Origin of the sequence: Pseudomonas sp. BNK-7 (genome assembly GCF_048072025.1) — a bacterium.
GTDB lineage: Bacteria > Pseudomonadota > Gammaproteobacteria > Pseudomonadales > Pseudomonadaceae > Aquipseudomonas > Aquipseudomonas danubii.
Map to the genome: position 1 here is coordinate 2,288,073 of NZ_CP182252.1, position 23,741 is coordinate 2,311,813.

Annotated in this window: 16 protein-coding genes; 10 read left to right on the plus strand and 6 right to left on the minus strand. The window is 64.6% G+C overall.

Annotated elements, in window-relative coordinates:
• The first annotated feature begins 5 nt into the window (after window positions 1–5).
• The 4 genes from ACMGF8_RS10565 to ACMGF8_RS10580 all read left to right on the plus strand — a co-directional run bounded on the left by ACMGF8_RS10565 (window position 6) and on the right by ACMGF8_RS10580 (window position 8,825).
• Window positions 6–647 (plus strand): OB-fold-containig protein, encoded by a 642-nt coding sequence (locus ACMGF8_RS10565; protein WP_207167116.1) that lies wholly within the window; start codon window positions 6–8, stop codon window positions 645–647.
• 36 nt (window positions 648–683) lie between these two features.
• Window positions 684–2,759: a flotillin family protein gene (locus ACMGF8_RS10570; protein ID WP_102861315.1), complete on the plus strand. Its 2,076-nt coding sequence runs from the start codon at window positions 684–686 to the stop codon at window positions 2,757–2,759.
• Between the two features lie 192 nt (window positions 2,760–2,951).
• The gene (locus ACMGF8_RS10575) at window positions 2,952–8,096 is read left to right on the plus strand and encodes a DNA repair ATPase (protein WP_115581676.1); all 5,145 of its coding nucleotides are present in this window, start codon (window positions 2,952–2,954) and stop codon (window positions 8,094–8,096) included.
• 39 nt (window positions 8,097–8,135) lie between these two features.
• Window positions 8,136–8,825, plus strand: a complete 690-nt coding sequence (locus ACMGF8_RS10580; RefSeq protein ID WP_416759520.1) for a phospholipase D-like domain-containing protein — start codon at window positions 8,136–8,138, stop codon at window positions 8,823–8,825.
• 29 nt (window positions 8,826–8,854) lie between these two features.
• Here ACMGF8_RS10580 and ACMGF8_RS10585 read toward each other — a convergent pair whose 3' ends face one another.
• Window positions 8,855–10,585 (minus strand): hypothetical protein, encoded by a 1,731-nt coding sequence (locus tag ACMGF8_RS10585; RefSeq protein WP_416759522.1) that lies wholly within the window; start codon window positions 10,583–10,585, stop codon window positions 8,855–8,857.
• Between the two features lie 139 nt (window positions 10,586–10,724).
• On the minus strand, window positions 10,725–12,461 hold the full coding sequence (locus ACMGF8_RS10590) for a hypothetical protein (protein WP_416759524.1): 1,737 nt from the start codon (window positions 12,459–12,461) through the stop codon (window positions 10,725–10,727).
• Window positions 12,462–12,679: 218 nt separating this feature from the next.
• Here ACMGF8_RS10590 and ACMGF8_RS10595 point away from each other — a divergent pair, with 218 nt between their 5' ends.
• From ACMGF8_RS10595 to ACMGF8_RS10610, 4 genes are all read left to right on the plus strand, one after another.
• Window positions 12,680–13,222, plus strand: coding sequence for a YaeQ family protein (locus ACMGF8_RS10595; protein WP_041116152.1), 543 nt, complete (start codon window positions 12,680–12,682; stop codon window positions 13,220–13,222).
• A 57-nt stretch (window positions 13,223–13,279) separates the two neighbouring features.
• Window positions 13,280–14,989, plus strand: coding sequence for a single-stranded-DNA-specific exonuclease RecJ (gene recJ / locus ACMGF8_RS10600; protein WP_416759526.1), 1,710 nt, complete (start codon window positions 13,280–13,282; stop codon window positions 14,987–14,989).
• 354 nt (window positions 14,990–15,343) lie between these two features.
• Window positions 15,344–15,727 (plus strand): DUF6124 family protein, encoded by a 384-nt coding sequence (locus ACMGF8_RS10605; RefSeq protein WP_053156515.1) that lies wholly within the window; start codon window positions 15,344–15,346, stop codon window positions 15,725–15,727.
• 231 nt (window positions 15,728–15,958) lie between these two features.
• Window positions 15,959–17,065 (plus strand): NADH:flavin oxidoreductase/NADH oxidase, encoded by a 1,107-nt coding sequence (locus tag ACMGF8_RS10610; RefSeq protein WP_102861321.1) that lies wholly within the window; start codon window positions 15,959–15,961, stop codon window positions 17,063–17,065.
• Between the two features lie 163 nt (window positions 17,066–17,228).
• Here ACMGF8_RS10610 and ACMGF8_RS10615 read toward each other — a convergent pair whose 3' ends face one another.
• A complete protein-coding gene (locus tag ACMGF8_RS10615) occupies window positions 17,229–18,848 on the minus strand; it encodes a glucan biosynthesis protein D (protein WP_115581682.1) in 1,620 nt (539 codons plus the stop codon).
• 199 nt (window positions 18,849–19,047) lie between these two features.
• Here ACMGF8_RS10615 and ACMGF8_RS10620 point away from each other — a divergent pair, with 199 nt between their 5' ends.
• Entirely contained in the window at window positions 19,048–19,581 is a 534-nt protein-coding gene (locus tag ACMGF8_RS10620; RefSeq protein ID WP_207167122.1) for a GNAT family N-acetyltransferase, read from the plus strand.
• Here the strand turns inward: ACMGF8_RS10620 and ACMGF8_RS10625 are convergent.
• The 3 genes from ACMGF8_RS10625 to ACMGF8_RS10635 all read right to left on the minus strand — a co-directional run bounded on the left by ACMGF8_RS10625 (window position 19,578) and on the right by ACMGF8_RS10635 (window position 22,424).
• On the minus strand, window positions 19,578–20,771 hold the full coding sequence (locus ACMGF8_RS10625; protein ID WP_102861324.1) for a DUF418 domain-containing protein: 1,194 nt from the start codon (window positions 20,769–20,771) through the stop codon (window positions 19,578–19,580). The genes ACMGF8_RS10620 and ACMGF8_RS10625 overlap by 4 nt on opposite strands.
• Window positions 20,772–20,955: 184 nt before the next feature.
• Window positions 20,956–21,978, minus strand: a complete 1,023-nt coding sequence (locus ACMGF8_RS10630) for a hypothetical protein (protein ID WP_416759530.1) — start codon at window positions 21,976–21,978, stop codon at window positions 20,956–20,958.
• 35 nt (window positions 21,979–22,013) lie between these two features.
• Window positions 22,014–22,424, minus strand: a complete 411-nt coding sequence (locus ACMGF8_RS10635) for a hypothetical protein (RefSeq protein WP_102861325.1) — start codon at window positions 22,422–22,424, stop codon at window positions 22,014–22,016.
• Window positions 22,425–22,826: 402 nt separating this feature from the next.
• Here ACMGF8_RS10635 and ACMGF8_RS10640 point away from each other — a divergent pair, with 402 nt between their 5' ends.
• Window positions 22,827–23,552: a tellurite resistance TerB family protein gene (locus tag ACMGF8_RS10640; protein ID WP_102861326.1), complete on the plus strand. Its 726-nt coding sequence runs from the start codon at window positions 22,827–22,829 to the stop codon at window positions 23,550–23,552.
• Window positions 23,553–23,741: the final 189 nt, after the last annotated feature.

Here is a 23,741-nt window from a genome sequence, read left to right on the forward strand (position 1 = left end):
AAGCAATGGAAATCTTCCTGCAGACAGTGTTGTCGTTCCCCACAGTGCTGTTCAGCTTCATGCTCTGCCTGGCGGTAATCTACTGGGCCGTGGTGGCCATGGGCATGCTCGAGGTCGATCTGCTGGACTTCGAGGCTGATTCGCTGCTCGAAGGCGCCCATGCCACTGAAGGCCTGGCCGGGCTGCTGATCAAGTTCAAGCTCAACGGGGTGCCGGTCACCCTGGTGCTGACCCTGCTGATGTTCTTCAGCTGGTTTTTGACCTATTTCGCCGAACTCTACGTCCTCAGCCACCTGCCCCTGGGTTGGCTGCGTTATCCCCTGGGCCTGTTGCTGGCTGTGGTTGCGCTGTTTCTGGCGGCCCCCATCAGCGCGGCCATCTGCCGTCCGCTGCGTCCGCTGTTTCACAAGATGGAAGCCACCAGCAGCCAGTCGGTGCTGGGGCAGACCGCCGTGGTACGCAGCGGCAGAGTCACCCTGGAACACGGCGAAGCCGTGCTCGAGAACGGCGGCGCGGGCCTGATCCTGCGTGTGCGTGCCGATGAGGCGCGAGCTTTCAAACGCGGCGATCGCGTCGTGTTACTGGAGTATCTGGAGGCGCAACACGCCTATCGGGTCATTACCGAGGACGAGTTTCGCGGCCTCTGAGCCCGGGCTTCCTCAGAATCAAAGGAGATTGATTGCATGAATTTACCGTCGCTGCTGCCCATCCTGCTCGGGATCGGCCTCGTCGTCCTGGTGGTCTTCGGCCTGCTGGCCCTGTTCAAGGCCTTCTATATCAAGGTCCCCCAAGGCACGGCGCTGATCGTCAACGACATGTCCTCGACGCCCAAGGTGCACTTCACCGGCGCCCTGGTGTACCCGGTCATCCACCTCAAGGAGTTCATGCGGATCTCGCTGATCACCCTGGAAGTCGACCGTCGGGCCAAGGATGGTCTGATCTGCCGCGACAACATGCGCGCCGACATCACCGTGGCTTTCTACCTGCGGGTCAATGAAACCCAGGAAGACGTGCTCAAGGTGGCCAAGGCCATCGGTGTCGACCGTGCCTCCGACCGCGCTGCGGTCAACGAGCTGTTCAACGCCAAGTTCTCCGAAGCGCTGAAGACCGTGGGCAAGCAGTTCGACTTCGTCCAGCTGTTCGAGAACCGCCAGGACTTCCGCGACCGCATCATCGAGATCATCGGCAACGACCTCAACGGCTATGTGCTGGAAGACGTGGCCATCGACTACCTGGAGCAGACCGCCAAGCACTCCCTGGACCCGAGCAACATCCTCGACGCCGAAGGTATCCGCAAGATCACCGAGCTGACCGCGGCGCAGAACGTCATCACCAACGAACTGGAGCGCAACCAGGAACTGGCGATCCAGAAGAAAAACGTCGAGACCCGCGAAGCCTCGCTGTCGCTGGAACGCCAGCAGGCCGACGCCGAAGCGCGGCAGAAGCGCGAGATCGAAACCATCCGCGCCCGCGAGGAAGCCGAGACCGCCAAGGTCAAGGAAGAAGAGCGCCTGAAGGCCGAGCAAGCACGCATTCAGTCGCAGCAGGAAATCGACGTGCGCACCGAGAACCATCAGCGCGAAGTCGAAGTGGCCCAGCAGAACCGTCAGCGTGCGGTGGTCATCGAAGTGGAGAAAGTCACCCGCGCCAAGGACCTGGAAGTAGTGGCCCGCGAGCGTGAAGTGGAACTGCAGCGCATCGAGAAAGAAAAGGCTCTGGAAGAGCAGCGCAAGAACATCGCCACCGTGATCCGTGAGCGGGTAGCGGTCGAGAAGACCGTGGCCCAGGAAGAAGAGCGGATCAAGGAAGTACGCGAAATTTCCGAAGCCGAACGCGCCAAGCAAGTGGTGGTGATCCAGGCCCAGGCCGAAGCCGAGCAGGATCTGGTGCGTCAGGTCAAACAGGCCGAAGCCGACGAGACTCGCTCCAAGCACAAGGCCGTGGAGATCAACAACCTGGCCCAGGCCGAACTGGAAGCGGCGGCCAAACAGGCCGAAGCCAAGAAGCGCCTGGCCGAAGGCCTGGAAGCCGAGCGCGCCGCGCCTGGTCTGGCCGATGCCCGCGTGCTGGAAATCACCGCAGCGGCACAGGAAAAAGAAGGCCTGGCGCAAGCCCGCGTCCGCACCGAGCAGTTGATTGCCGAAGCTCGCGGCGAGCAGGAAAAAGGCCTGGCCGACGCCCGCGTCATGGAAGCCCAGGCGGCTGCCAAAGAGAAGGACGGCCTGGCCGAAGCCAAGGTCATGGAAGAGAAGCTCGGTGCTCAAGCCCGTGGCGAAGAGCAACTGGGCGCGGCCAAGGCCAAGGCCACCAAGGACCTGGGTTCGGCCGAAGCCGAAGTGCTGCTGCAGCGTCTGAACGCCGAAGCCGAAGGCCTGGGCAAGAAGTTCGGTGCCCTGGATTCCCTCAGCGACAGCGCTCGCCAGCACGAAGAGTTCCGCATGCAACTGGAGAAGAACTTCGAGGAAGCGATGGCCGCCATCGCCGCCAACAAGGACATCGCCAAGGACCAGGCCGAAGTGCTGTCCGCCGCCCTCAGCAAGGCCAAGATCGAGATCGTCGGCGGCGAAGGCGACTTCTTCAATTCCTTCGCCAAATCGCTGTCGGTGGGCAAGGCCATCGAGGGCGTGGTGGGCAAGAGCCCGGTGGTCCAGGACGTCCTGGCACGCCTGCTCAACGGCAAGGGCGCACCGGCCGTTGCCGCTGAACTGGCCGCTGCTGCCGTCTCGCGCAAGGCCGAGGCGCCGTCTGCCGAAGCCTGACCCACACCTGACACACCTGTAGCCGCTGCCGAAGGCTGCGACCGACTCCGTAGGAGGCGCAGCCCTTGAGGGCCTTCGGGCCCTCAAGCACGCAGCCCGCGGCAGCGGCTACCGGCCTTGTGTCGGGTACCGGGCTCCAGGTTTGAGGAGCCCGCTTTTTTTGCACACCGCCGTAGATCCAGGAAGGCCACGATGTCGGACGCTCAAGTCGCAACTCCCCCGCAGGACGTATTGGACAAGGCCGTCGCCGAAGGCGGCGCCTATGAGGTGCTGCACAAGCGCCTGCTGGACCAGGGCCAGCGCCTGCGGGCCACCACCGACGACCTCAACCAGAGGCGTCTCGACGAGTTCGGCAACAGCCGCATGGAAGTGGTCGGGCGGGTGCGCATCCGCACCGAGAACAACTGCATCGCCCGGGACATCGTCCAGGTCGGCGACTGCCTGTTGTTCGGCTACAACGTGTTCATCGGCCTGAAGAAGGAAACCAGCGTCGCCGACGTGTTTTCCCTCTATCGGCTGGTGGAAGAGGGCGAAGGCTACGAAGCCGAGCCCGTGCCCCTGGAAGGCAGCTTCCTGGCGGCCCAGGGCTTCCTCAACGATTTCAACGAGCTCTACACCTATTACAAGAACACCCGCCTGCTGCAACTGGCGATCCGTGACGGCAAGCTGCTGGCGAGTTTCCAGATTGGCGAGCGCGTCACCGATGTGCGGGTGTTCCGCTGGTCGATCTCGGTGGACGGACGGGATGTCCGGTACATCGACAACCGCGGCGAGCGGGATATCGCCCTGCCGGCGCCCTTCGATTTCGAATGGAAGAAGGCCACCCGCGAGATGGTGGTCGAAGGCCGCTTCCCGCACCTGAACATCCTCGACACGGTGTTCGTCGAAACCATCGGCGGCGACCTGACCATCAAGGTCGAGAACAACACCGAGTCGGGCCTGGGCATCTACCGCGAAGAGGTGCTGGACAAGACCCAGTCCCTGGACGACTCGCAGATCGAATTCGCCCGCCTGGGCAGCCTGATCCTGCTCAAGGTCCTACCGTACCGCGAAGAGCAGTGGCGCTACCTGGTGTTCAACAGCCTGACTCGCCAGGTGGAGCGCATCGACGCCATCGGCCTGGCCTGCGTGCAACTGCCGGAAGACCACGGGATCATCTTCCCCGGTGGCTATTACCTGCAGAGCGGCGAGTACAAGACCTTCGAACAGTCCATGGACGGCATGCGCTTCAAGCGTTCGGTACGCTCGCCCAACGGTGAAGATGTGCAGTACATCTTCTACCACCCAGAGCAGGGCCGCTCGGTGCTGCTGACCTACAACATGATCAACCGCCAGTTGCAGAACCCGTTGTTCGGCCACGGTTACGCGCGCCTGGAAGACGGGCGCATGGTGATCTTCGCCGCCGAAGGCGACGAGCCGACCCGGGTCCACCCGATGCAGGTCTGGCAGACCCCGTTCTTCACCGAGGAATACGCCGCGCGGCAACCGACCCGCAGCGGTTTCCTCGGGCGCATTGGCAATGCCGAACTGGTGCGCAGCGTTTCCGATCTCTACGACTTGTGCCGCGAGATCGACACCCCAGCGGTGTCGGTGCAGCGCTATTCGCTGCTGTGCCAGAACACCCGGCGCCTGTTCGATGTGTATCACTGGCTGGGCAGCGCCGAGCTCGAAGGCCTGGCCCCATTGCTGCGCGAGGTGGCCTCGACCTCGGAGCTGGTGCTGGATGAATACGAGAAAGTCGAAAGCATCCGCCGCCAGTCGGACCAGGCCATGGTGGCCGCCGAGGCCAAGCAGAAAGCCCTGCTCGACAGCCTGCTGGTGGACAGCTGGGACCAGGTGCAGAGCTTCGTCGATGCGCTCAACGGCATCACTGCCCAGCGCGGCCTGCTGCTGACCATTCGCGACTACCGCTACATCGACGTGGCGCGCATCGACGCCATGGAAGCCGATTTGCTCAAGGCCCAGGAGCGCACCGCCGCCGGCACCGCGACCTTCCTGGCCAGCGATCAGGCTCTGCAGCCCTTCGTCACCCAGCTGGAAACCCTCGACGCCCAGGCGCAGAAAGCCGAGACCGTGGCTCAGCTCAGCGAGCCCTTGGGGGCCTTGCAAGCCATGGCTGGCGATCTGGACATGCTGTCGAGCCTGATGGCCTCGTTGCAGATCGAAGACGCCACCCAGCGCACCCGGATCATCGAATCCATCTCGCAGATCTACGCCCGCCTGAACCAGGCCAAGGCCCGCGCCGAACAGCGGCGCAAGGGCCTGGGCTCGACCGAGACCGTGGCCCAGTTCGGGGCCCAGTTCAAACTCTTCAGCCAGGGCATCACCAATGCCCTGGCCCAGGCCCAGGACCCCGAGCGCTGCGATGAGCAACTGTCGCGCTTGTTGGTGCAGTTGGAGGAGTTGGAGAGCCGCTTCGGCGATCACGAACAGTTTCTCGGCGACATCCTCGGCAAGCGTGAGGAGTTGCTGGAAACCTTCGAGGCCCACAAGCAATCGCTGCTCGACGAGCGCCAGCGCAAGGCCCAGGGCCTGCTGGATGCGGCGCGGCGGATTCTCGACAGCCTCGGCCGGCGCACCGCCAAGTTCACCCAGGCCGAGGAGCTCAATGCGTTCTTCGCCGCCGACCCGCTGATCCTCAAGCTGCGGGAGCTGGCCGAGCGCCTGCGCGAGCTCAAGGACAGCGTCAAGGCTGACGACGTCGAGTCGCGCCTCAAGGGCGCCCGGGATCAGGCCGTTCGGGCCCTGCGTGACAAGACCGAGCTGTTCGAAGAGGGCGGCAACGTCATCAAGCTGGGGCCGCGTCATCGCTTCAGCGTCAACACCCAGGAGCTGGACCTGACCCTGATGCCCCGGGGCGACGAACTGCACCTGCACCTCACCGGCACGGATTTCCTCGAACCTCTGCGCGACCCCGAGCTGGAAGCCCTGCGCGACTTCTGGCAGGTGGCCCTGGAGTCGGAATCGGCCCAGCTGTACCGCGCTGAGTACCTGGCCGGGCAAGTGCTGGACGCTGCCGACCGGGGCGTGGAAGGGCTGAGCCTGGAAAGCCTGAAACCCTTGCTGGCGCAGCCTGAGGAATTGGCGCGGGTGATCCGCGACTTCGCCGCGCCGCGCTACAAGGAAGGCTACGAAAAGGGCATTCACGACCACGATGCGGCGGCGATTCTGTTGCAGCTGCTACCGCTGCGCGACAGCGCCGGCCTGCTGCGCTTCGGCGCGGCGGCGCGGGCCTTTGCCACGCTGTTCTGGGGCCGCCAGCAGCACCAGCCGCAACCGCAGCAATGGGTCGAGCGGGCCCGCACCAGCCGGCATATTCAGCAGCTGTTCGGGCGTCGAGAAGGCTTGCTGCAGTTGCAGGAGGAAATCCTCGCGGCACTGAGTGACTGGCATCAGCAGCACGCCTTCACCCTGGCCGCCGAGCTGTTGCCCGAGGCTGCCGAGTACCTGGTTCAGGAACTGGCCGCAGAACGCATCGAATTCACCTTCAGCAAATACGCCAAGCAACTGCAGGAAGCCCTGACCTTGCGTCTGCAGGGCGCGCGGATGTGGGACGACTACCAGCAGGCCCTGGCGCGGCTGGTGGAGCGGCCTGCTGCACAGTGGGCATTGACCGAGAACTGGCTCTCGGCCCTGTGCGCCGAGGGCGAGTTCGCCGAGTGGAGCGACTACGTACCCGAGGCGGTGGCCCTGTCGCTGCTGCGGGAAGACTTTGCCAAGCGCATCACTGAAGTCGACCTGCGGTTCAGCGTCGGCAACCTGATGGGCGAACACCCGCGCATTCACGAGCGCAGCCTGTCTCTCACCGTGGATGGTTTCTTCGCTCGCCTGCGGGCCCACCGCGAACAGTTCCTGCCCGGCCTGCAGCGCTACCAGGCGCTGCGCCAGGGCATCATCAGTCGTGAGCGCTCGGCCCTGCGCCTGAGCGAATTCAAGCCGCGGCCGCTGAGCTCGTTCGTGCGCAACAAGCTGATCAACGATGTGTACCTGGGCTTTATCGGCGACAACCTGGCCAAGCAGATGGGCACCGTGGGCGAGAACAAGCGCACCGACCTGATGGGCCTGTTGATGCTGATTTCGCCACCGGGCTACGGCAAGACCACCCTGATGGAATACGTGGCGCACCGCCTGGGCCTGATCTTCATGAAGATCAACGGCCCGGCCCTGGGTCACCAGGTGCGTTCCCTGGACCCGGCCCAGGCGCCGGACGCTACTTCGCGCCAGGAACTGGAGAAACTCAACCTGGCCCTGGAGATGGGCAACAACGTGATGCTCTATGTCGACGACATCCAGCACACCCACCCGGAATTCCTGCAGAAATTCATCTCGCTGTGCGACGGCACCCGGCGCATCGAAGGCGTGTGGAAAGGCCGCACCAAGACCTACGACATGCGCGGCAAGAAGTTCTGCGTGGTGATGTCGGGCAACCCGTACACCGAGTCCGGCGAGGTGTTCAAGATCCCTGACATGCTGGCCAACCGGGCCGACATCTATAACCTCGGCGACACCCTGGGCGGCATGCAGGAAGCCTTCGCCCTGAGTTACATCGAGAACGGCCTGACCTCCAACCCGGTGCTGGCGCCCCTGGCCACCCGCGACATGGCGGACGTCTACCGCTTCGTCGCCAAGGCCGAAGGCAAGGCCTTCTCCAGCAACGAACTGAGCCATAGCTACAGCGGCGCCGAGATCAACGAAATCACCACCACTCTGCAACGCCTGATGCAGGTGCGCGACGTGGTGCTGCGGGTCAACCAGCAGTACATCGCCAGCGCCGCCCAGGCCGACCAGTACCGCAGCGAGCCGCCGTTCAAGCTGCAGGGCAGCTACCGCAACATGAACAAGATGGCGGAGAAGATCTCGGCGGTGATGAACGACGCCGAGCTGCTGCAACTCTTGGCCGACCACTACCAGGGCGAATCCCAGTTGCTGACCACCGGCGCCGAGGAAAACCTGCTCAAGCTCGCCGAACTGCGCGGTAACCAGACCCCGGAGCAGCGCGAACGCTGGACCCAGATCAAGCGCGACTTCGTGCGCAACCGCTCCATGGGCGGCAGCGACAGCGATGTCGGCACCCGGATGGTGGCCCAGCTCAACGATCTGGTGGAAGGCGTACGCGGCCTGGCCCGGCCCGCGCAGCAGCATGACCTGCGCGCGGTGCTGGAAAACCTCTCCGAGCACCTGGAGAACAGCTTCCTGCCGCTGATCAAGGTCATGCACAAGAAGATCGACGTCGACCTGCACAGCCACCAGCGCATTGGCGACATCGCCACGCGGGTGGACGAATTGAGCCGCATGCTCAGCCACGGTGATGTGCCCACCCTCAAGGACTCCCAATAGTAGGAGCCGGCTTGCCGGCGAACAGCCAAGGATCACGACATGGATTTTGCCCACCTGGACCAGCAGCTGCGCGACAGCCTGCAGGACCTGAAATTGAGCAACGAAGAGCGGGACGAACTGCGCCAACTGGGCAGCGAACTCAGTGCCGATCAGGTGCGTTACCTGCGCAATCGAGCTTTCGATCTGGTACGGGAACTGAGCCTGGCGGACAGCGCCAATGTGCTGCCGGCGTTGAAATGGCTGGAGCAGGTGGTCAAGACCCTGGACGCCAACAGCACCCCGGTGCGCGACATGGCCAGCGCCCACTTCAGCCCCGGTGAAGACTGCCGGCGCAAGATCCGCGACCTGTGCCGCCAGGCCCGGATCTCGGTGGATATCTGCGTGTTCACCATTTCTGACGATCAACTGAGCGACGAAATCCGCGCCTGCCACCAGCGCGGCCTGGCCGTGCGGGTGATCAGCGACAGTGAAAAGCAGTTCGATGTCGGCAGCGATATCGCCGGGCTACGCGAGGCCGGGGTGCCGGTGCGGATCGACGACACGCCGTTCCACATGCACCACAAGTTCGCCGTGTTCGATGGCCGGACCCTGCTCAACGGCAGCTTCAACTGGACCCGCAGCGCCACCACCGGCAACGAGGAAAACCTGCTGGTGATCGACCATCCGCAACTGGTGGCCAGTTACCTCAAGGAGTTCAACGAACTCTGGGCCCGCTACGCACCGCGTTAAGGCGTGCCACGGCGGGCCAGTACTCGGCCTCAGGCGGCGCTCGGCTGACTCCAGAGGCTGTTCTCGGCCAGCCTGTCGAGGAGTTTCTGGCGCAACTTATGGGCCTGTTCGGGGGCGCTCTGGCTCAGGGTTTCCAGGGCCAGGTGCAACTGCTGCAGCGGGTTTTCGCTGTTAAACAGGCTGCCCAGTTCCAGGCCGGCAATGGCTTCTTCGAAACGTTGCTGGCGGATATGGTTCAGCAGCGTGGCGTGGCTCAACTGGTTGGCATAGGACAGGTTCTGTTCCAGGCGGCTCTTGAGCTCGGCGGCCTTTGCCTGCTCGTCGATGTAGAGGTAGACCAGTGCCAGCTGTGCCAGGTGGTAGTTTTTTTCCGCTGGGTCCAGCGCCGCATTCTGAGCTTCGTCGTCGAGCGCTTGCACGGTCTGGTCCAGCAGTTCGATGGCTGGCCGGGTCTGTTCCAGGTCGTGCAGCAATTTGGCCTGTGCTGCCTGTTTCACCGGGCGATCGGCGTATTCGAGCTGGGTGTTGAGGTGCGCCACTTCCTCAAGGCCGTTGCGGATCAGCTCGCTGTCGCGGCGCTCGGGCGCCAGGGCAGCCTGCACCCACAACTGGGTTTCCACGATCAGCAGGCGATGCCACGGCCATTGCTCAGCGCCACGCCAGGTCTCCAGTGTCAGCAGGGCCTGCTCCAGCAGGTGGGCGCACCAATGCGGGTGCTCCTCGAAGTAGGTGCGCCACACAGAGAGCAGGCACCACAGACGCTGCGAGGGCGCGACCGCGCAGGCCTGCAAGGCCGCCTCGGCCTCGGCCAGCTCATGGCGCGCGACATGCCAGTGCAACAGGCTCAGCAGCATCTCGCTGGCGTGTCTCACCGGCACCTGGGCGATCAGCTGTGCCGCCAGATCCGGGCGGCTGGCGTCCAGGATCAGCTTGAGCAGCGGTGGGTAGCCGCAGTAGTCCTCGGGCTCGGGGTTCTGCGCCAGCAGTTCGAATCCGGCGTCGAATTCCCCGGCTTGTATCAGCAAGACCACGACGATGATCTGGGCCGACGCGGGCAATTGCGCGGCCATGGCCGGGAACTGCGCGTCCTGCCCCTGGGCACGGTACTCGCGCAGGGTCTGTTCCACTTCATACGGGTCCAGTTCGTCGGCCGGTTGTTTGAGCAGCAGTTGCCAGGCCAGGCCGAGGCTGATGGCGGCCTGCTCGGGCAGGCCCACACTGCGTTGCAGGGTCGCCAACTTTCGGTGCTCACTGGCAGAGCCCTGGTTCAACTGCTCGACACCGAAGGTCACCAGCAAGGCGCGGGCCTGCTCAAGTTCACCGCTGGCCAGCAACAGCGGGATGCGCAGCAGGGGCGCTGACGGCAGGGGCTGATGCAGGCGCTCCAACAGGCTCAGCACCGCCTGTGGGCCGTCCTTGTCGAGCAGGGTTTCGAGCAGTCGGTACAGCGCCATGGGCTGGTAGGTTTCATCGAGCTCGGCCAGGACTTCCAGGGCCTGGGCCTGGTTGCCTTGCCGGTACAGTGTGGCGGGTATCTGCAGCAGCCCCTGTTGTCGGGCTTTGCCCGTCAGGCGCTGGGCCAGTTGCAGGGCCACCTGCGGTTCGACGGCGCTCAGGTACGCCGCGCGATAGATCTGCGCCTCCTCGCCCAGGTTGATGCCCAGGCTGGTGCCCTGGTCATTGCTGCTGCCCTTGTGGGCATAGACCACCAGCAGCGAGATCACGCCGGTGATGAGCAGCAGGATGATAAACACTTCCATGATTCGGTTTTCCTTGGGGGCGAGAACTGAGCCTGGCGGACCGCGGCAATGTGCTGCCGGCATTGAAACGGCTGGAGCCGATGGTCAAGCCCTTGGACGCCAATGGCGCCCCGTTGGGGGCGCGCAAAAGGCTGCTGGGTCAGTTCGCCTGGAAGGCGCGCCAGGCCATCCCGCTGCTGAACCGCTCCAGCAGCTGTTGCTGGAGTTCGCTGGCCCGCTCGGGGGCCCGTTGCTGCAGCTCCTCAAGGGCCTGATACAGGCGTGACAGAGGCTTCTTGTCGCTGAGCAAGACGCTCAGGGTCAGGGCCTCGATGGCCTGGGCGTAACGCTGGTGCTCGATGTGATTGAGCAGCAGGTCCTCTTCCAGGTCGCGACTACCGGCCTCCAGGCTGTGCAATCGATCCTGCAGGGCCTGGGCCTGCTCTGCTTCGTCGATGCTCAGGTAGGCGCTGGCGATGTCCTCCAGGTAGAAGGTTGTGTCCATCTCATCGACCTCCGGCAGGTTATCGCTGTCCAGCAATGCCAAGGCTTGCTCCAGCAGGGTCCTGGCCTGGGCGGTCTGACCCAGGTCGTGCAGCAGCTTGGTCTGCTCGCGAATGCACAGCAATTGCTGTTCGCCGTCTTGCTGCTGGTGCAGGCGGTGCAACTCCTCAAGGCCGCTGCGTACCAGCCAGCTGTCCCGGCGATGGGCCGGCAGATGGCTTTGCAGCTGGAGCTGGGTGCGCAGGGCCTGCATGCGCATGCCGCTCCAGAACTCATGGTCATGCTTGTAACCGTCGATCTGTTGCAGCGCCTTGGCCAGCAGTGCCTCGGCCCATTGCGGCTGCGTGGCGTGGTGCTGTTCACAGAGGCTGAGCATCAGGCCGGGATGCTGGCTCGGTTCAGTTTCCAGCGTCGGCAGCAATTCTTCGGCTTCTGCGGTCTGGCCTTGTGTCGCCATGTGGTTCAGCAGGCTCAGCAGCAGGCTGTAGCGATGCAGGTCGGGGGCCTTCTCCAACAGGCGCAGGGCGTTGTCGATGGGCGGCAGGGCCAGGGCCAGGTCCATCAGTTCGCTGTGCGTGGTGGAGTAGAGATCGTCGCTGATGGGGGCCAGCAGGCTGAGGGCAGAGTCCAGTTGACCGGCCTTGATCAGGGCGGCGACCGCCTGGGCCTGCTCTTCGGCCGGCAGCGACGCGGCGCGGGTGAGGATCGAGTCGAACTGGCCCAGGGTCGCGCTGGCCTCGAACAGTTGGCGCAGAATCGACTGGCGATGGCCCTCCTCGGGCCCCTCGAACACCGACCATGCCTGCTCGACGCTGACCAGCGCCGCGTCCTGCATCCCGGCCTGATGCTGCAGGCGCGCCAGGGTCAGCAGGTTGCCGATGCTCTGGCGCTCATGGGCGGCCGCTTGGCGCGGGTCGCTCAGTTCGCCGAGCACGGCCAGGGCCCGCTCCTGTTCGCCGCGGGCCTGAAGGATACGCACTTGCAGCAGCGGCCAGCTGGGCAGGGATTCCCCCCAGTTATCCAGGAGTTCCAGGCAGGCTTGGGTATCGTCGGAATCGAGCAGGGTTTCGATCAGGGTATTGAGCACGTAGTCCCGGGCGTGGGGCGGCAGTTGTTGGTACAGCTCCCGGGCCTGGGCCTTGTGGCCCGCCAGGTAGAGCTCGCTGGCCACCAGCTGCGAGGCCAGTTCCCGGGCTTCGCCGGGCAGTTGCTCTGCCAGTTTCAGCGCCAGCAGCGGTTCGGCCTTGCTCAGCAGCAGGGTCTGGTTGATCTGGGCGGTGAGGTTGCCGGTCAGCTCCAGGCTCTCGTTGCGATCGGCGGTTTTCTGGCGGGCATACAAAATCAGCGCGATGAACAGCAGCACGATGACAAGCAGGGTGACAAAGAGAGTCATGGACGTCCTTTTCTATTGAACTGCGGCGTTGGCGCGGTGCGCGCCGGCCGATTCGCGCGGGGTTATAAAACCCTGGTGGCAGGCTGGCAACCAACTTTACCGAGGCAATGCATTTCTGCGGATTTCAGCGCAAGGGCCTCCGGCCGGTCAGTGGTCGGGCAGGGCGGCAGGTTTCGGGTTAGACTTGCCGCCTTTTCGCACACTCAAGAAGCCCGCACATGGCCCAGCCGTCCACCACTTACAAATTCGAACTGAACCTGACCGACCTCGACCGCGGGGTCTATGAAAGCGTCAAGCAGACCATCGCCCGTCACCCTTCGGAAACCGAAGAGCGCATGACAGTGCGGCTGCTGGCCTACGCCTTCTGGTACAACGAGCACCTGTCGTTCGGTCGGGGTCTGTCGGATGTGGACGAGCCCGCCCTGTGGGAAAAGAGCCTGGACGACCGCGTCCTGCACTGGATCGAAGTCGGCCAGCCGGACGCCGATCGCCTGACCTGGTGCTCGCGCCGCACCGAGCGCACCAGCCTGCTGGCCTACGGCAGCCTGCGGGTCTGGCAGACCCGGGTGCTGGACGCGGTGAAGAACCTGAAGAACCTCAATATCGCCGGCGTGCCCCAGGACGTCCTTGAGACCCTGGCCAAGGACATGCCGCGGGTCATCAAGTGGGACGTGATGATCAGCGAAGGCACGATCTTCGTCACCGACGATCGCGGCCAGCACGAAGTGCAGCTGGAATGGCTGCTGGGCGAGCGCGGCTGATCGCCCGCTCTGCCCCTGAACGATCCACCGTCCCCCCAGAGAAGTTGCTGTTAGCCCATGCGTATCGAACCCCGTGAGTTGCCCGCCGTCCTGCCCTTTCTTGGCGATCTGCCGCCACTGCTGACCCGCCTTTATGCCGCCCGTGGCGTGCAATCGGTGGAGGAGCTGGACAAGAGCCTGGCGCGGCTGATCCCGTATCAGCAACTCAAGGGCATCGACGCCGCGGTGGACCTGCTGGTGACCGCTCTGGACCAGCGCCAGCGCATCCTCATCGTCGGCGACTTCGACGCCGACGGCGCCACCGCCAGCACCGTGGGCGTGCTGGGCCTGCGCCTGCTGGGCGCGGCCCACGTCGATTACCTGGTGCCCAACCGCTTCGAATACGGCTACGGCCTGACCCCGGAAATCGTCGCCGTGGCCCTGCAGCGTGAGCCGCAGCTGCTGATCACCGTGGACAACGGCATCTCCAGCGTCGAAGGCGTGGCCGCAGCCAAGGCCGCAGGCTTGCAAGTGCTGGTCACCGACCACCACTTGCCCGGCCATGAACTGCCGGCGGCGGACGCCATCGTCAACCCCAACCAGCCGGGCTGCGAATTCCCCAGCAAGGCCCTGGCCGGGGTCGGGGTGATCTTCTATGTGCTGATGGCCCTGCGTGCGCGCCTGCGCAGCCTGGGTCGCTATGAAACCCGGCCGCAGCCGAACATTGGCGAGCTGCTGGACCTGGTGGCCCTGGGCAGCGTGGCGGACGTGGTGCCCCTGGACGCCAACAACCGCATCCTGGTGCATCAGGGCCTGGAGCGGATTCGCGCCGGTCGCGCGCGGCCGGGGCTCAAGGCGATTCTCGAAGTGGCCAAGCGCGATCACTCGCGCATCACCTCCACCGACCTGGGCTTTATTCTCGGCCCGCGGCTCAACGCCGCCGGGCGCCTGGACGACATGAGCCTGGGCATCGAGTGCCTGCTCAGCGACGACGTCTCGGCGGCCCGGGCCATGGCCGCCCAGCTCGACGAGCTGAACCAGGACCGCAAATCCATCGAGCAGGGCATGCAGCGCGAGGCCCTGGCCCAGCTCAAGGAACTGCCGGTGGAGTCCATGCCGTTCGGCCTGTGCCTGTTCGATGCCGACTGGCACCAGGGGGTGATCGGGATTCTCGCTTCGCGCCTGAAAGAGCGTTATCACCGGCCGACCATCGCCTTTGCCGATGCCGGCGAGCGCATGCTCAAGGGCTCGGCCCGTTCGGTGCCGGGCTTTCATATCCGCGACGCCCTGGACGCCGTGGCCGCGCGCCATCCGCAACTGATCAGCAAGTTCGGCGGCCACGCCATGGCCGCCGGCCTGTCCCTGCCGGAGCAGAACTTCCCGGCCTTTGCCGAGGCCTTCGACGCAGAAGTGCGGCGCCAGCTGCGCGAAGAAGACCTCACCGGGCGCCTGCTGTCGGACGGCACCCTGGCGGTGGAAGAGTTCCACCTGGAACTGGCCCGCGCCCTGCGCCATGCCGGCCCCTGGGGCCAGCACTTCCCCGAGCCGATGTTCCACGGGGTGTTCGAACTGGTGGAGCAACGCATCGTTGGCGAGCGTCACCTGAAAGCGGTGCTGCGCAGCGAATGCGGCTCGCTGAAGCTGGACGGCATCGCCTTCGGCATCGACCGCGAAGTCTGGCCCAACCCGACCATCCGCTGGGTGGAACTGGCCTACAAGCTCGACCTCAACGAGTTCCGTGGCCAGGAAACCGTGCAGTTGATGATTGCCCATATCGAACCGCGTTAAGGGACGCTGTGGCTGGTTTCGCCAGACTTTTGGAAAGCGGGATGGCGGTAGGTCTCTTTCTTTTGTAAGGGGTTTCCGAGACACTCCCGGGCGCTTGTGGCGATCTACTCAGCTGACTAGTCTCGGTTCATCACTGCCTATCAGTGATCGGGAATAGCAGCCCGGGTCGAACGCAAGCGATGCCATCAGCACTGCAATTCAGATTTGCAGTGTGCTGTTATGGCGGCTGTGCGTGGGGGCGCTTTCGGGCGCACCGGTTCCTCGACCCGGTCTGCTAGCCCGCGTACAGCCGCCACCCTGTTTAAACGTCTAGCAGCGTTAGGTGTGGAGGCTTCATCGTCGAGGAGCTACACCATGAAAAAGATCGTCCCCGATCCGCCTGTTTCCCCTCCTTCTTCCCGTCGTAATCCTGCCCACGATCTGGCCAATGAAAGGGTTCGCCATGCCCTGGCCAATATCGGCGTAGAGGGCTCGCTGATCGCGACGCTGCAACCCACCGCCGCGGGTTCTGCGGGCCCCGATAATCCCTTCACTGTGCGCCCCGGTATCAGTGCCGAAGAAGCGTTGATTCATGTGTCCATGCTGCTCAAGGCCGCCGAGGAGGTGTCCGACGAGATCACCGAGCAGGCCAGTGGCGTGGAGCGCGGCCTGATCTGGTCCCTGGTGCATTCGGTGGAAATGGCCCGCTGCGTGGTGGATGCCCTGCTCGATGGCAATCGCCGAGCTCCGCTTGGCTGATAGTGCCCTGGCCGCTGCCGCTGGCAGCGGCCAGGGCAACAGTTTTTTGCCCGGCACCCATCAGGAACCCTGTCAGCGGCAGTGTTGTCGACTAGTCTCTAAGCACTGTCTGATTGGCCTTGTGACCTTTTGTCATTCTTCTACCCGCGGGGGCGGGCGCTTCACTTCGCAGTCACTCGTCGACCGTTCAAACAGAACCCTGGAGCCTGACCATTGATCGAGAGGTGCCCCATGAGTCTGCTGCTTGAACCCTATACCGTGCGTCAACTGACCCTGCTCAACCGCATCGCCGTGTCGCCCATGTGCCAGTACTCGTCGGTGGACGGGCTGGCCAATGACTGGCATCTGGTGCACCTGGGCAGCCGTGCCGTCGGCGGCGCCGGTTTGATCTTCACCGAAGCCACGGCGGTCACCGCCGAGGGCCGGATCACCGCCCAGGACCTGGGCCTGTGGAACGACGCCCAGATCGAACCCTTGCAGCGCATCACCCGCTTCATCACCGCCCAGGGCGCGGTGGCGGGTATCCAGTTGGCCCATGCCGGGCGCAAGGCCAGTACCCATCGGCCCTGGCTGGGCAAGTCCGGCAGCGTCAAGCCCGAGGACGGCGGCTGGGTGCCGGTGGGGCCATCGCGGATTGCCTTCGATCCGCAGCACACGCCGCCCACACAACTGGACCAAGGGCAGATCGACGAGATCATCCAGGCCTTCGTCGCGGCCGCCAAGCGGGCCCTGGTGGCCGGCTTCAAGGTGGTGGAGGTGCATGCCGCCCACGGCTACCTGCTGCACCAGTTCCTCTCGCCCTTGAGCAATCAGCGTCAGGACCTGTACGGCGGTTCGTTCGAAAATCGCATTCGCCTGGTGTTGCAAGTGACCGAGGCGGTACGAAAAGTCTGGCCCGAAGAGCTACCGCTGTTTGTGCGGGTGTCGGCTACCGATTGGGTGGAGGACGGCTGGAACCCGGACGAGACCGTGGAGTTGGCGCGGCGCCTCAAGGATCTGGGGGTGGATTTGATCGATGTGTCGTCCGGCGGCACCGCGGCCAATGCCGAGATTCCCACCGGGCCGGGTTATCAGACGCGCTTTGCCGAGCGAGTGCGCAAGGAGTCGGGCATGGCCACCGGCACCGTGGGACTGATCACGGAACCGGCCCAGGCCGAGCACATTCTGCGCACCTGTCAGGCGGACATCATCTTCCTGGCCCGGGAGCTGCTGCGCGATCCTTACTGGCCACTGCATGCCGATGATGACCTGGGCGGGCGCAAGGCAATCTGGCCGGCGCAGTATCAGCGGGCGACCCACAGGGACCAGCCGATTCATGAGTCGGACTTGCGCGATTAAGGTTGTGTCGATGTAAAAAAACCGGCCCGTGTGGGCCGGTTTTTTTGTGTCTGACTGCTGGCCGCCTTCGCGGGCAAGCCCGCTCCTGCGGAGGCGGTGCGATCTGTAGGAGCCGGCTTGCCGGCGAAGAGGCCCCTGGGGTGTGCCGGGGGCTGTCAGCCGATCAGGGGTATTTGCGCTTGTCCGGCGCCGGGGGGAAGTACTGGTACAGCCAGGTTTCGCTCAGGGTGCGGTCGTGGGTGCGGATGAACAGCCGCAGTTCCACCGGATCGACGCTGTCGTTGGTCGGGTACCAGTCGAAGAGGATGCGGTAGCCCTTGATCTCGTCCAGCACCAGGATGCTGAAGTCCTTGACCTCGCCGTTGGAGGCGGTGACCACCGGTTCGATGCCAGTGCCAGCGGGCAGACGATCGAGGCCGCCGCCAGTGAAGTCCACGGCAAAGCGTCGGGCCCAGACTGGCGGGTAGTGCTCGCCCGGGGCCCAGCCTTCGACGAAGCCGCCCATGCCGGAACGGGTGGCGTGGACCCGGGCCAGTGGCGTGCCGACCGGCGGCAGGGCGCTCCAGTAGAGCTTGTAGCCGTAGTTCAGGGAGTCGCCGGCGGCCACGGGTTTTTTCGGGGTCCAGAAGGCCACGATGTTGTCCATGGTTTCGCCGGTGGTGGGGATTTCCAGCAGGTCGATGCTGCCTTCGCCCCAGGCGGTGGTGGGCTCGACCCACAGGCTCGGACGACGACTGTACCAGTCCACGGTGTCCTGGTAGCTGGCGAACTCGTGGTCGGTCTGCACCAGGCCGAAGCCCTTCGGGTCCTTGTCGGCGAAAGCGTTGAACTGCAGGTTGGCCGGGTTGTTCAACGGGCGGCAGATCCATTCGCCATTGCCGCGCCACATGGCCAGGCGGTCGGAGTCGTGGATCTGCGGGTGGATGGTGTCGCACATGCGCCGTTCATGGGTGCCGCAGCTGAACATGCTGGTCATGGGGGCGATGCCCAACTGCTCGATGGCGGTACGGGCATTGATGTGGGCGTCGATCTCCATCACCACGCGCTCGGCCTGGCAGTCGATGTCGAAGCGGTAGGCACCGGTGGCGCTTGGCGAGTCCAGCAGGGCGTAGACCACGAAGCGGGTGCTGTCCTTGTCCGGGGTCTCGAACCAGAACTGGGTGAAGTCGGGGAATTCCTCGCGACGTTTGGCGTAGGTGTCGATGGCCAGGCCCCGGGCCGACAGGCCGTACTGGCCGGTGGCGTCCACCGCACGGAAATAGCTGGCGCCGAGGAAGGACACCACGTCATGCCTGTCCAGTTCCGGTGCCTTGAACAGCTTGAAGCCGGCAAAGCCCAGGTCGCCCTTGAGCTGGGCGGTGTCGACGCTGGTGTTCTGGTAGTTGAACAGCGCGGGACGGAAGTGCACTTCCCGCGCCTGGCGGGTCTTGGGGTCGACGCTGTGCATGCGCACCGGTTGCTTGAAGCCCATGCCCACATGGAAGAACTGCACATCCAGCTGGCCGTTCAGGTCATTCCACAGCGAGTGCTGGCTGTCGTACTGGATGGCGTTGAAGTTCTGCGGCGTCATCTGCGCCAGGGTCGGTGGCAGCACCTGCTTGGTGTCCACGTATTGCTGGCTGGCCAGTTGCTTGGCCTGGGCCTTGAGACGCTCGAAGTCGAATGCCTGGGCTTGGCCATCAGCGGCGCCTGCCCAGGCCCTGGCTGCCAGCAGACCGCTGGCCGAGAGGCCGGTGTAGGCCGCCAGGGCCATGGAGGCTTTGAGGAGATTCCTGCGGTGCATAGGTGAACCTTATACGGGGAAAGATCCCCAGCCGTTCCTGGCTGTATGAGGGGATCGCGAGGTGAGGTTCGGTCATGCCATCGGCCAAACGCAACTGAATGTAAACAGACGGCGGATAGAATAAACGGTTCGCCAGGGGCAGAAAAATGATTAGCTTGTGTCCATTGGTAACCACTGATCAGCTCCAGGAACCTGTCCCATGCTGCACCCGCGCCTGCTCACCGACGACGATATCCAACGGCTCAAATTGATCGACCGCGCCGAGGTCATTGATGAGTTCTACCGCCTGCAGGAGGGCGTTCTGCTGCGTTATGCCCAGCATGAAGTGGTGGAGGGCTGGCCGGAGGGCGAGGCCGAGCATGACGCGCTGATCTTGCAGCAGTGTTACCAGCGCGGCGGCTGGTTGTACGGGGTGTTCGATGGCCCGGCTCTGGTGGCCGCGGCGGTGGTGGATTGCCTGCCCATCGAGGCTGCCGGGCTGGATTTGCGGCAGTTGAAGTTCCTGCATGTGAGCCGGGCTTATCGCGGCCTTGGCCTGGGCCGGCAACTCTTCGCCCTGGCTCGGGAGCAGGCCCTGATCATGGGCGCCCAGGGCTTGTATGTGTCGGCCACGCCGTCGCGGCACACCGTGGATTTTTACACCGGCCTGGGCTGTGAGCTGCTGGCCATCCCGGACCCGGAGCTGCTGCGCCTGGAGCCCGAGGATATCCACCTCTATCTGCGTCTGGTTTAAGCCTGGAGGGGCTTGCGCCAGTTCGGCCAGGCACCGATGGTCAGCGCTCGCAGCAGCCACTCGCAAGGGCCGTACTGATGAGTACGCAGCCACAGGGCGCTGAGTTGCATCTGCAGCCAGTAGATGGCGATGACCAGGACGGGCATCCACAGCGGCGACAGATGGTTGATCAGCCCCAGTCCGTAGCCGGTGAACAGCAGGCAGAGGATCAGTGATTGCAGCAGGTAGTTGCTCAGGGACATCCGGCCCAGAGGGGCCAGGCGTTGGCACAGACGCTGGCCCAGAGGGGAATGAAAGGCCCTGAGCAGCAGCATGGCGTAACTGGCCGAGAGCAGCGGCGCGGTCAGTTGGCTGATGCTGTAGCCGATGACTTCCAGACCACCACCGGGGGCGTAGGCTGCCCAGTATCCGTAAAGCAGGGCGCCGCCCAGACCCAGGGGCAGGGTCAGGGCCAGCAGCCCTGGCAGCCTGCGTTCAAAGCGGTAAGGCGCCGCCAGCAGGCCTTTGCGCCCGGCGACATAGCCCAGCAGGAACATCGCCAGGGTGCTGGGGCCCTGCAGTAGCCACAGGGCAGAAGCGGTCTCCAGCAGGTGAGAGGCGTTGTAGGCCAGGGTATCCAGGGCATCGCCCCCCAGGGCCATGTCCTTGAGCACCGCTGCGCCGTCGGTGGCGCCGGTGTAGAGACCGGCGCTCAGCAGTTGGACACCCAACAGCAGGATCAGCACGGCGGTTCCCGTGATCAGCACCAGCGCCAGGGTCGCGGCCCACCTTGCCGACAACCCGCGCAACGCCAGCAGCACCAGGCCCAGCAGCGCGTACAGGGTGAGGATCTCGCCGTAGAACAGCAGGGCACCGTGCACCAGGCCGATGGCCAGCAAGGCCAGTTGCCGCCGCAGCATGCGCGGCACGAAGCGTTCGCCCGCTCGCTCGGCGGAGGCCATCTGCAGGGTGAAGCTGTAGCCGAACAGGAAGGAGAACAGCAGGTAGAACTTGGCCTCGAATAGCACCGACACCAGCCAGCGGATCAGGTGGTCGAGGTCGCTGGCGTAGGCCGGGTTGCTGACCGGCGAGGCGTAGTAGGGGTCGGCGAAAGACCAGATGTTCACCGCCAGGATGCCCAGCAGCGCGAAGCCGCGCAGGGCATCGACCTGCTGCAGGCGCGCGGCCTGGCGCGGTAATGGCGCGTTCATTTCCGGGACCTGGGCTGCGGGGCGTGTTCCAGAGCGGCGAGGTGCATGGGCGGGCCTGTCGGTGAACGGAGTGAAGGCTCAATTAACGCGATCAGGCGGTGTGCGGGCAATCAAACTCTTGTGAAAAAAAGTCAACAAACCTGAGGCGCCGTGTCCGCCCCGGGGCCCGCACGCCGCTCTGGGGTCAGCTCCCCGCCGGCGCCGTGGCTGGCAGGCACTGGGCTCCACCGGCGGGTGTTTGGCCTTTTTTCGTCCACCAGGTCAGGGGCCGGATGCTGTTCAGGTCGCCGCGCTTGATCGCTTCTTGGTAGCAGGCCAGGGCCCGGGGGCCATCGGTGGTGCCCCACTTGCCCTCGGCGTAGCCGCTGCCCAGGTAGTAGTAGGCGTCGGCCGAGTCCAGTTCCCGGGCGGTGCGCTGCACCAGCTCTTCGGACTTGCGCGGTTGCTGGCATTCATTGACGGAGCCATCGCCGCGGGGGTCGCAGTAGTACATCGACAGCATCAACGCCGCCTCGGCATCGGTCTGGGCGTAAGGCAGCAGCAGTTCTTCCGGCTCCCCGGGCTTGAGCTCTGGTGCCATGCCCGAGTAACCCAGGCTCACGGCCCGCACCGCCGCCGTGGCCGAGCCATGCCGGGCGGCGTCCAGCAGAAGCTGTTGGCCCAGCTCGAAGAAGTACTGGGTCAACAGGTACTGCTCGCGACCGCCGTAGCCCAGGAACAGATCGGCCTTGCGCATCTGCCGCTGCAGGGCGGTTTCATTGGCCGGGGCGTCCTGGTTGAGCAGGCCGTCCATGGACCACTGCTCCACCCGCACCAGTTGCCAGCAGGCGCCCTGTTGAAAGACGAAGGCCTGGACCACGTCACCCAGCGGATCATGCACCACCAGGGTCTGGCTCTCCCAGAAGGCTTGCAGTCCGGCCCGAGCCTGGGCCTGTGGATCGAGCAGGGTCAGCAGGTGGCGGGTATCTCCCGTCAGCTTGTGCCGGGTGGTGATCTCGCGGCCGTACTCGTCATGGGTCGGTCGCTGTTCGATCAACGGCGAGTCGGTGAACGCCTGCTGCAGCTGCGGGCTGCTGGCAAAGGCCTTGAGGAAGGTCGGCAGGTCGCTGGACGGGCAGGCGGGCGCAGCGGCCTGTGCCGCCTGGGTGGCGGCGCCGAGCAACAGGGCGGCGAGCAACGGGCGCAAGAGATGACGAAGGGCGGGCATCGGCGAACTCATCAAGGTTGGAGGCGGAGCGCGGTTCATGGCGTGTCCGGCGGGGGTGTCGGCACGCAGCAGCGGCACAGCCACTGCGCCAGCCAGATTGCCAGCAGCAGCGGCACGCTCATCAGGAAGCAATAGACGTAGCCACGTATCGGATGGTCGGGAAACATCGCCCAGGCGGTGAACAGCACCAGGGCGCCGACCAGGCCCAGCTTGGCCTTCAGGTTGGGCACCAGGGCCACCAGCACGCTGACGAGGATCAGCAATTGGAGCAGGAGTTCCACCATCACTCCCAGGCCGAAGCCCTTGGCGATGGAACCGAAGTGGCTGCGATACACCGATATGCCCCAGACATGTGCCAGATAGAACAGCGGCGCCGGCAGCGAAAGGGGCACGAGGCCGGTGATGATGCGTATCAGGTGATAACGGCCTACGGCGTCCAGGCTCATGGGCGGCACTCGTGGGCGGTGGCGCAGTTCTGTCGGGGCATGGGCGCATCCTTGCTGCCGGAAGGTCTTCAGCGATTCCGGTCGGTGGCGCCGGGTTTTTTCAGGCGGGCGATAGTGCCGTAACTCGGGGCGCTAATCCAGTCAGGCAGCCTGGGTGGGTACTGATCGAGGCCCCTTGATGCAGGCATTTCGCGCGCGTGGGGGGCTTCGTTGGCAAGCCGGCTCCTGCAAGGGGATCTTGGTCGTGGTGCAGGTCATGTGTCTGGCCTGTTGTCCGGTCCTGTGTCCGGTTCCTGGGAAAGCAACATTCAGAAGCACTATCGTCCCCCTGAACCTGGGCACTTCTCTCTAGGCTTACGGCCTTATGTGTCGATGTGACACCCAATTTTCCGGAGGCGGCAGATGAACACCCGTGGATTGCTCGATCAATTACTCAGGTCCGGTCAGGAGTTGCTGCAGAACAAGGCAGGCGCGGCGCCAACGGACAAGGCCCGGCCCGATTCCAGTGGCCTTGGCGGCTTGCTCGGCGGCAAGGCCGGCGGGCTGGGTGGACTGCTGTCCGGAGCGGGCGGCGGGGCCCTGGCAGCTGGCGCCATGGGCTTGCTGCTGGGCAACAAGAAGGCCCGCAAGTTTGGCGGCAAGGCCCTGACCTATGGCGGCCTGGCGGCTCTCGGAGTGCTGGCCTACAAAGCCTACGGCAACTGGCAAGCGCAACAGGGCACTGCTCCTCGCAACGAGCCGCAGACCCTTGACCGGCTGCCGGCGCAGCAGGTGGAGCAGCACAGCCAGGCGATCCTCAAGGCCCTGGTGGCGGCAGCCAAGGCCGATGGTCACGTGGACGAACGTGAGCGGGCACTGATCGAAGGCGAGTTCCGCAAGCTGGACAACGATCCGCAATTGCAGAACTGGCTGCACAGCGAGTTGAACAAACCCCTGGACCCGGCGGACGTGGCCCGTGCTGCCAGCACCCCGGAGATGGCGGCCGAGATGTACCTGGCCAGCGTGATGTTGGTGGATGAAGAACACTTCATGGAAAAGGCCTACCTGGACGAACTGGCGCGTCAGTTGAAACTGGCGCCGGGGCTCAAGGCCGAACTGGAAAGCCAGGTGCGCCAGAGCGTTCTCTGAAGCACCTGGGACTTGTCGTTTGCCAAGGATGGCGGTTCTGCCGGAAGGTATTGCCGAAATACCTTCTGCAAGCCTGAAAGTGCCCGCTAAGCCACCATCCAGAGCGGGTGCACAAAGATGCCGAAAGTGCCATTCGGGTTCTTAAACCACCCATAAAACCTGCATCGTCCTCGGCTATACTCCTCCCAT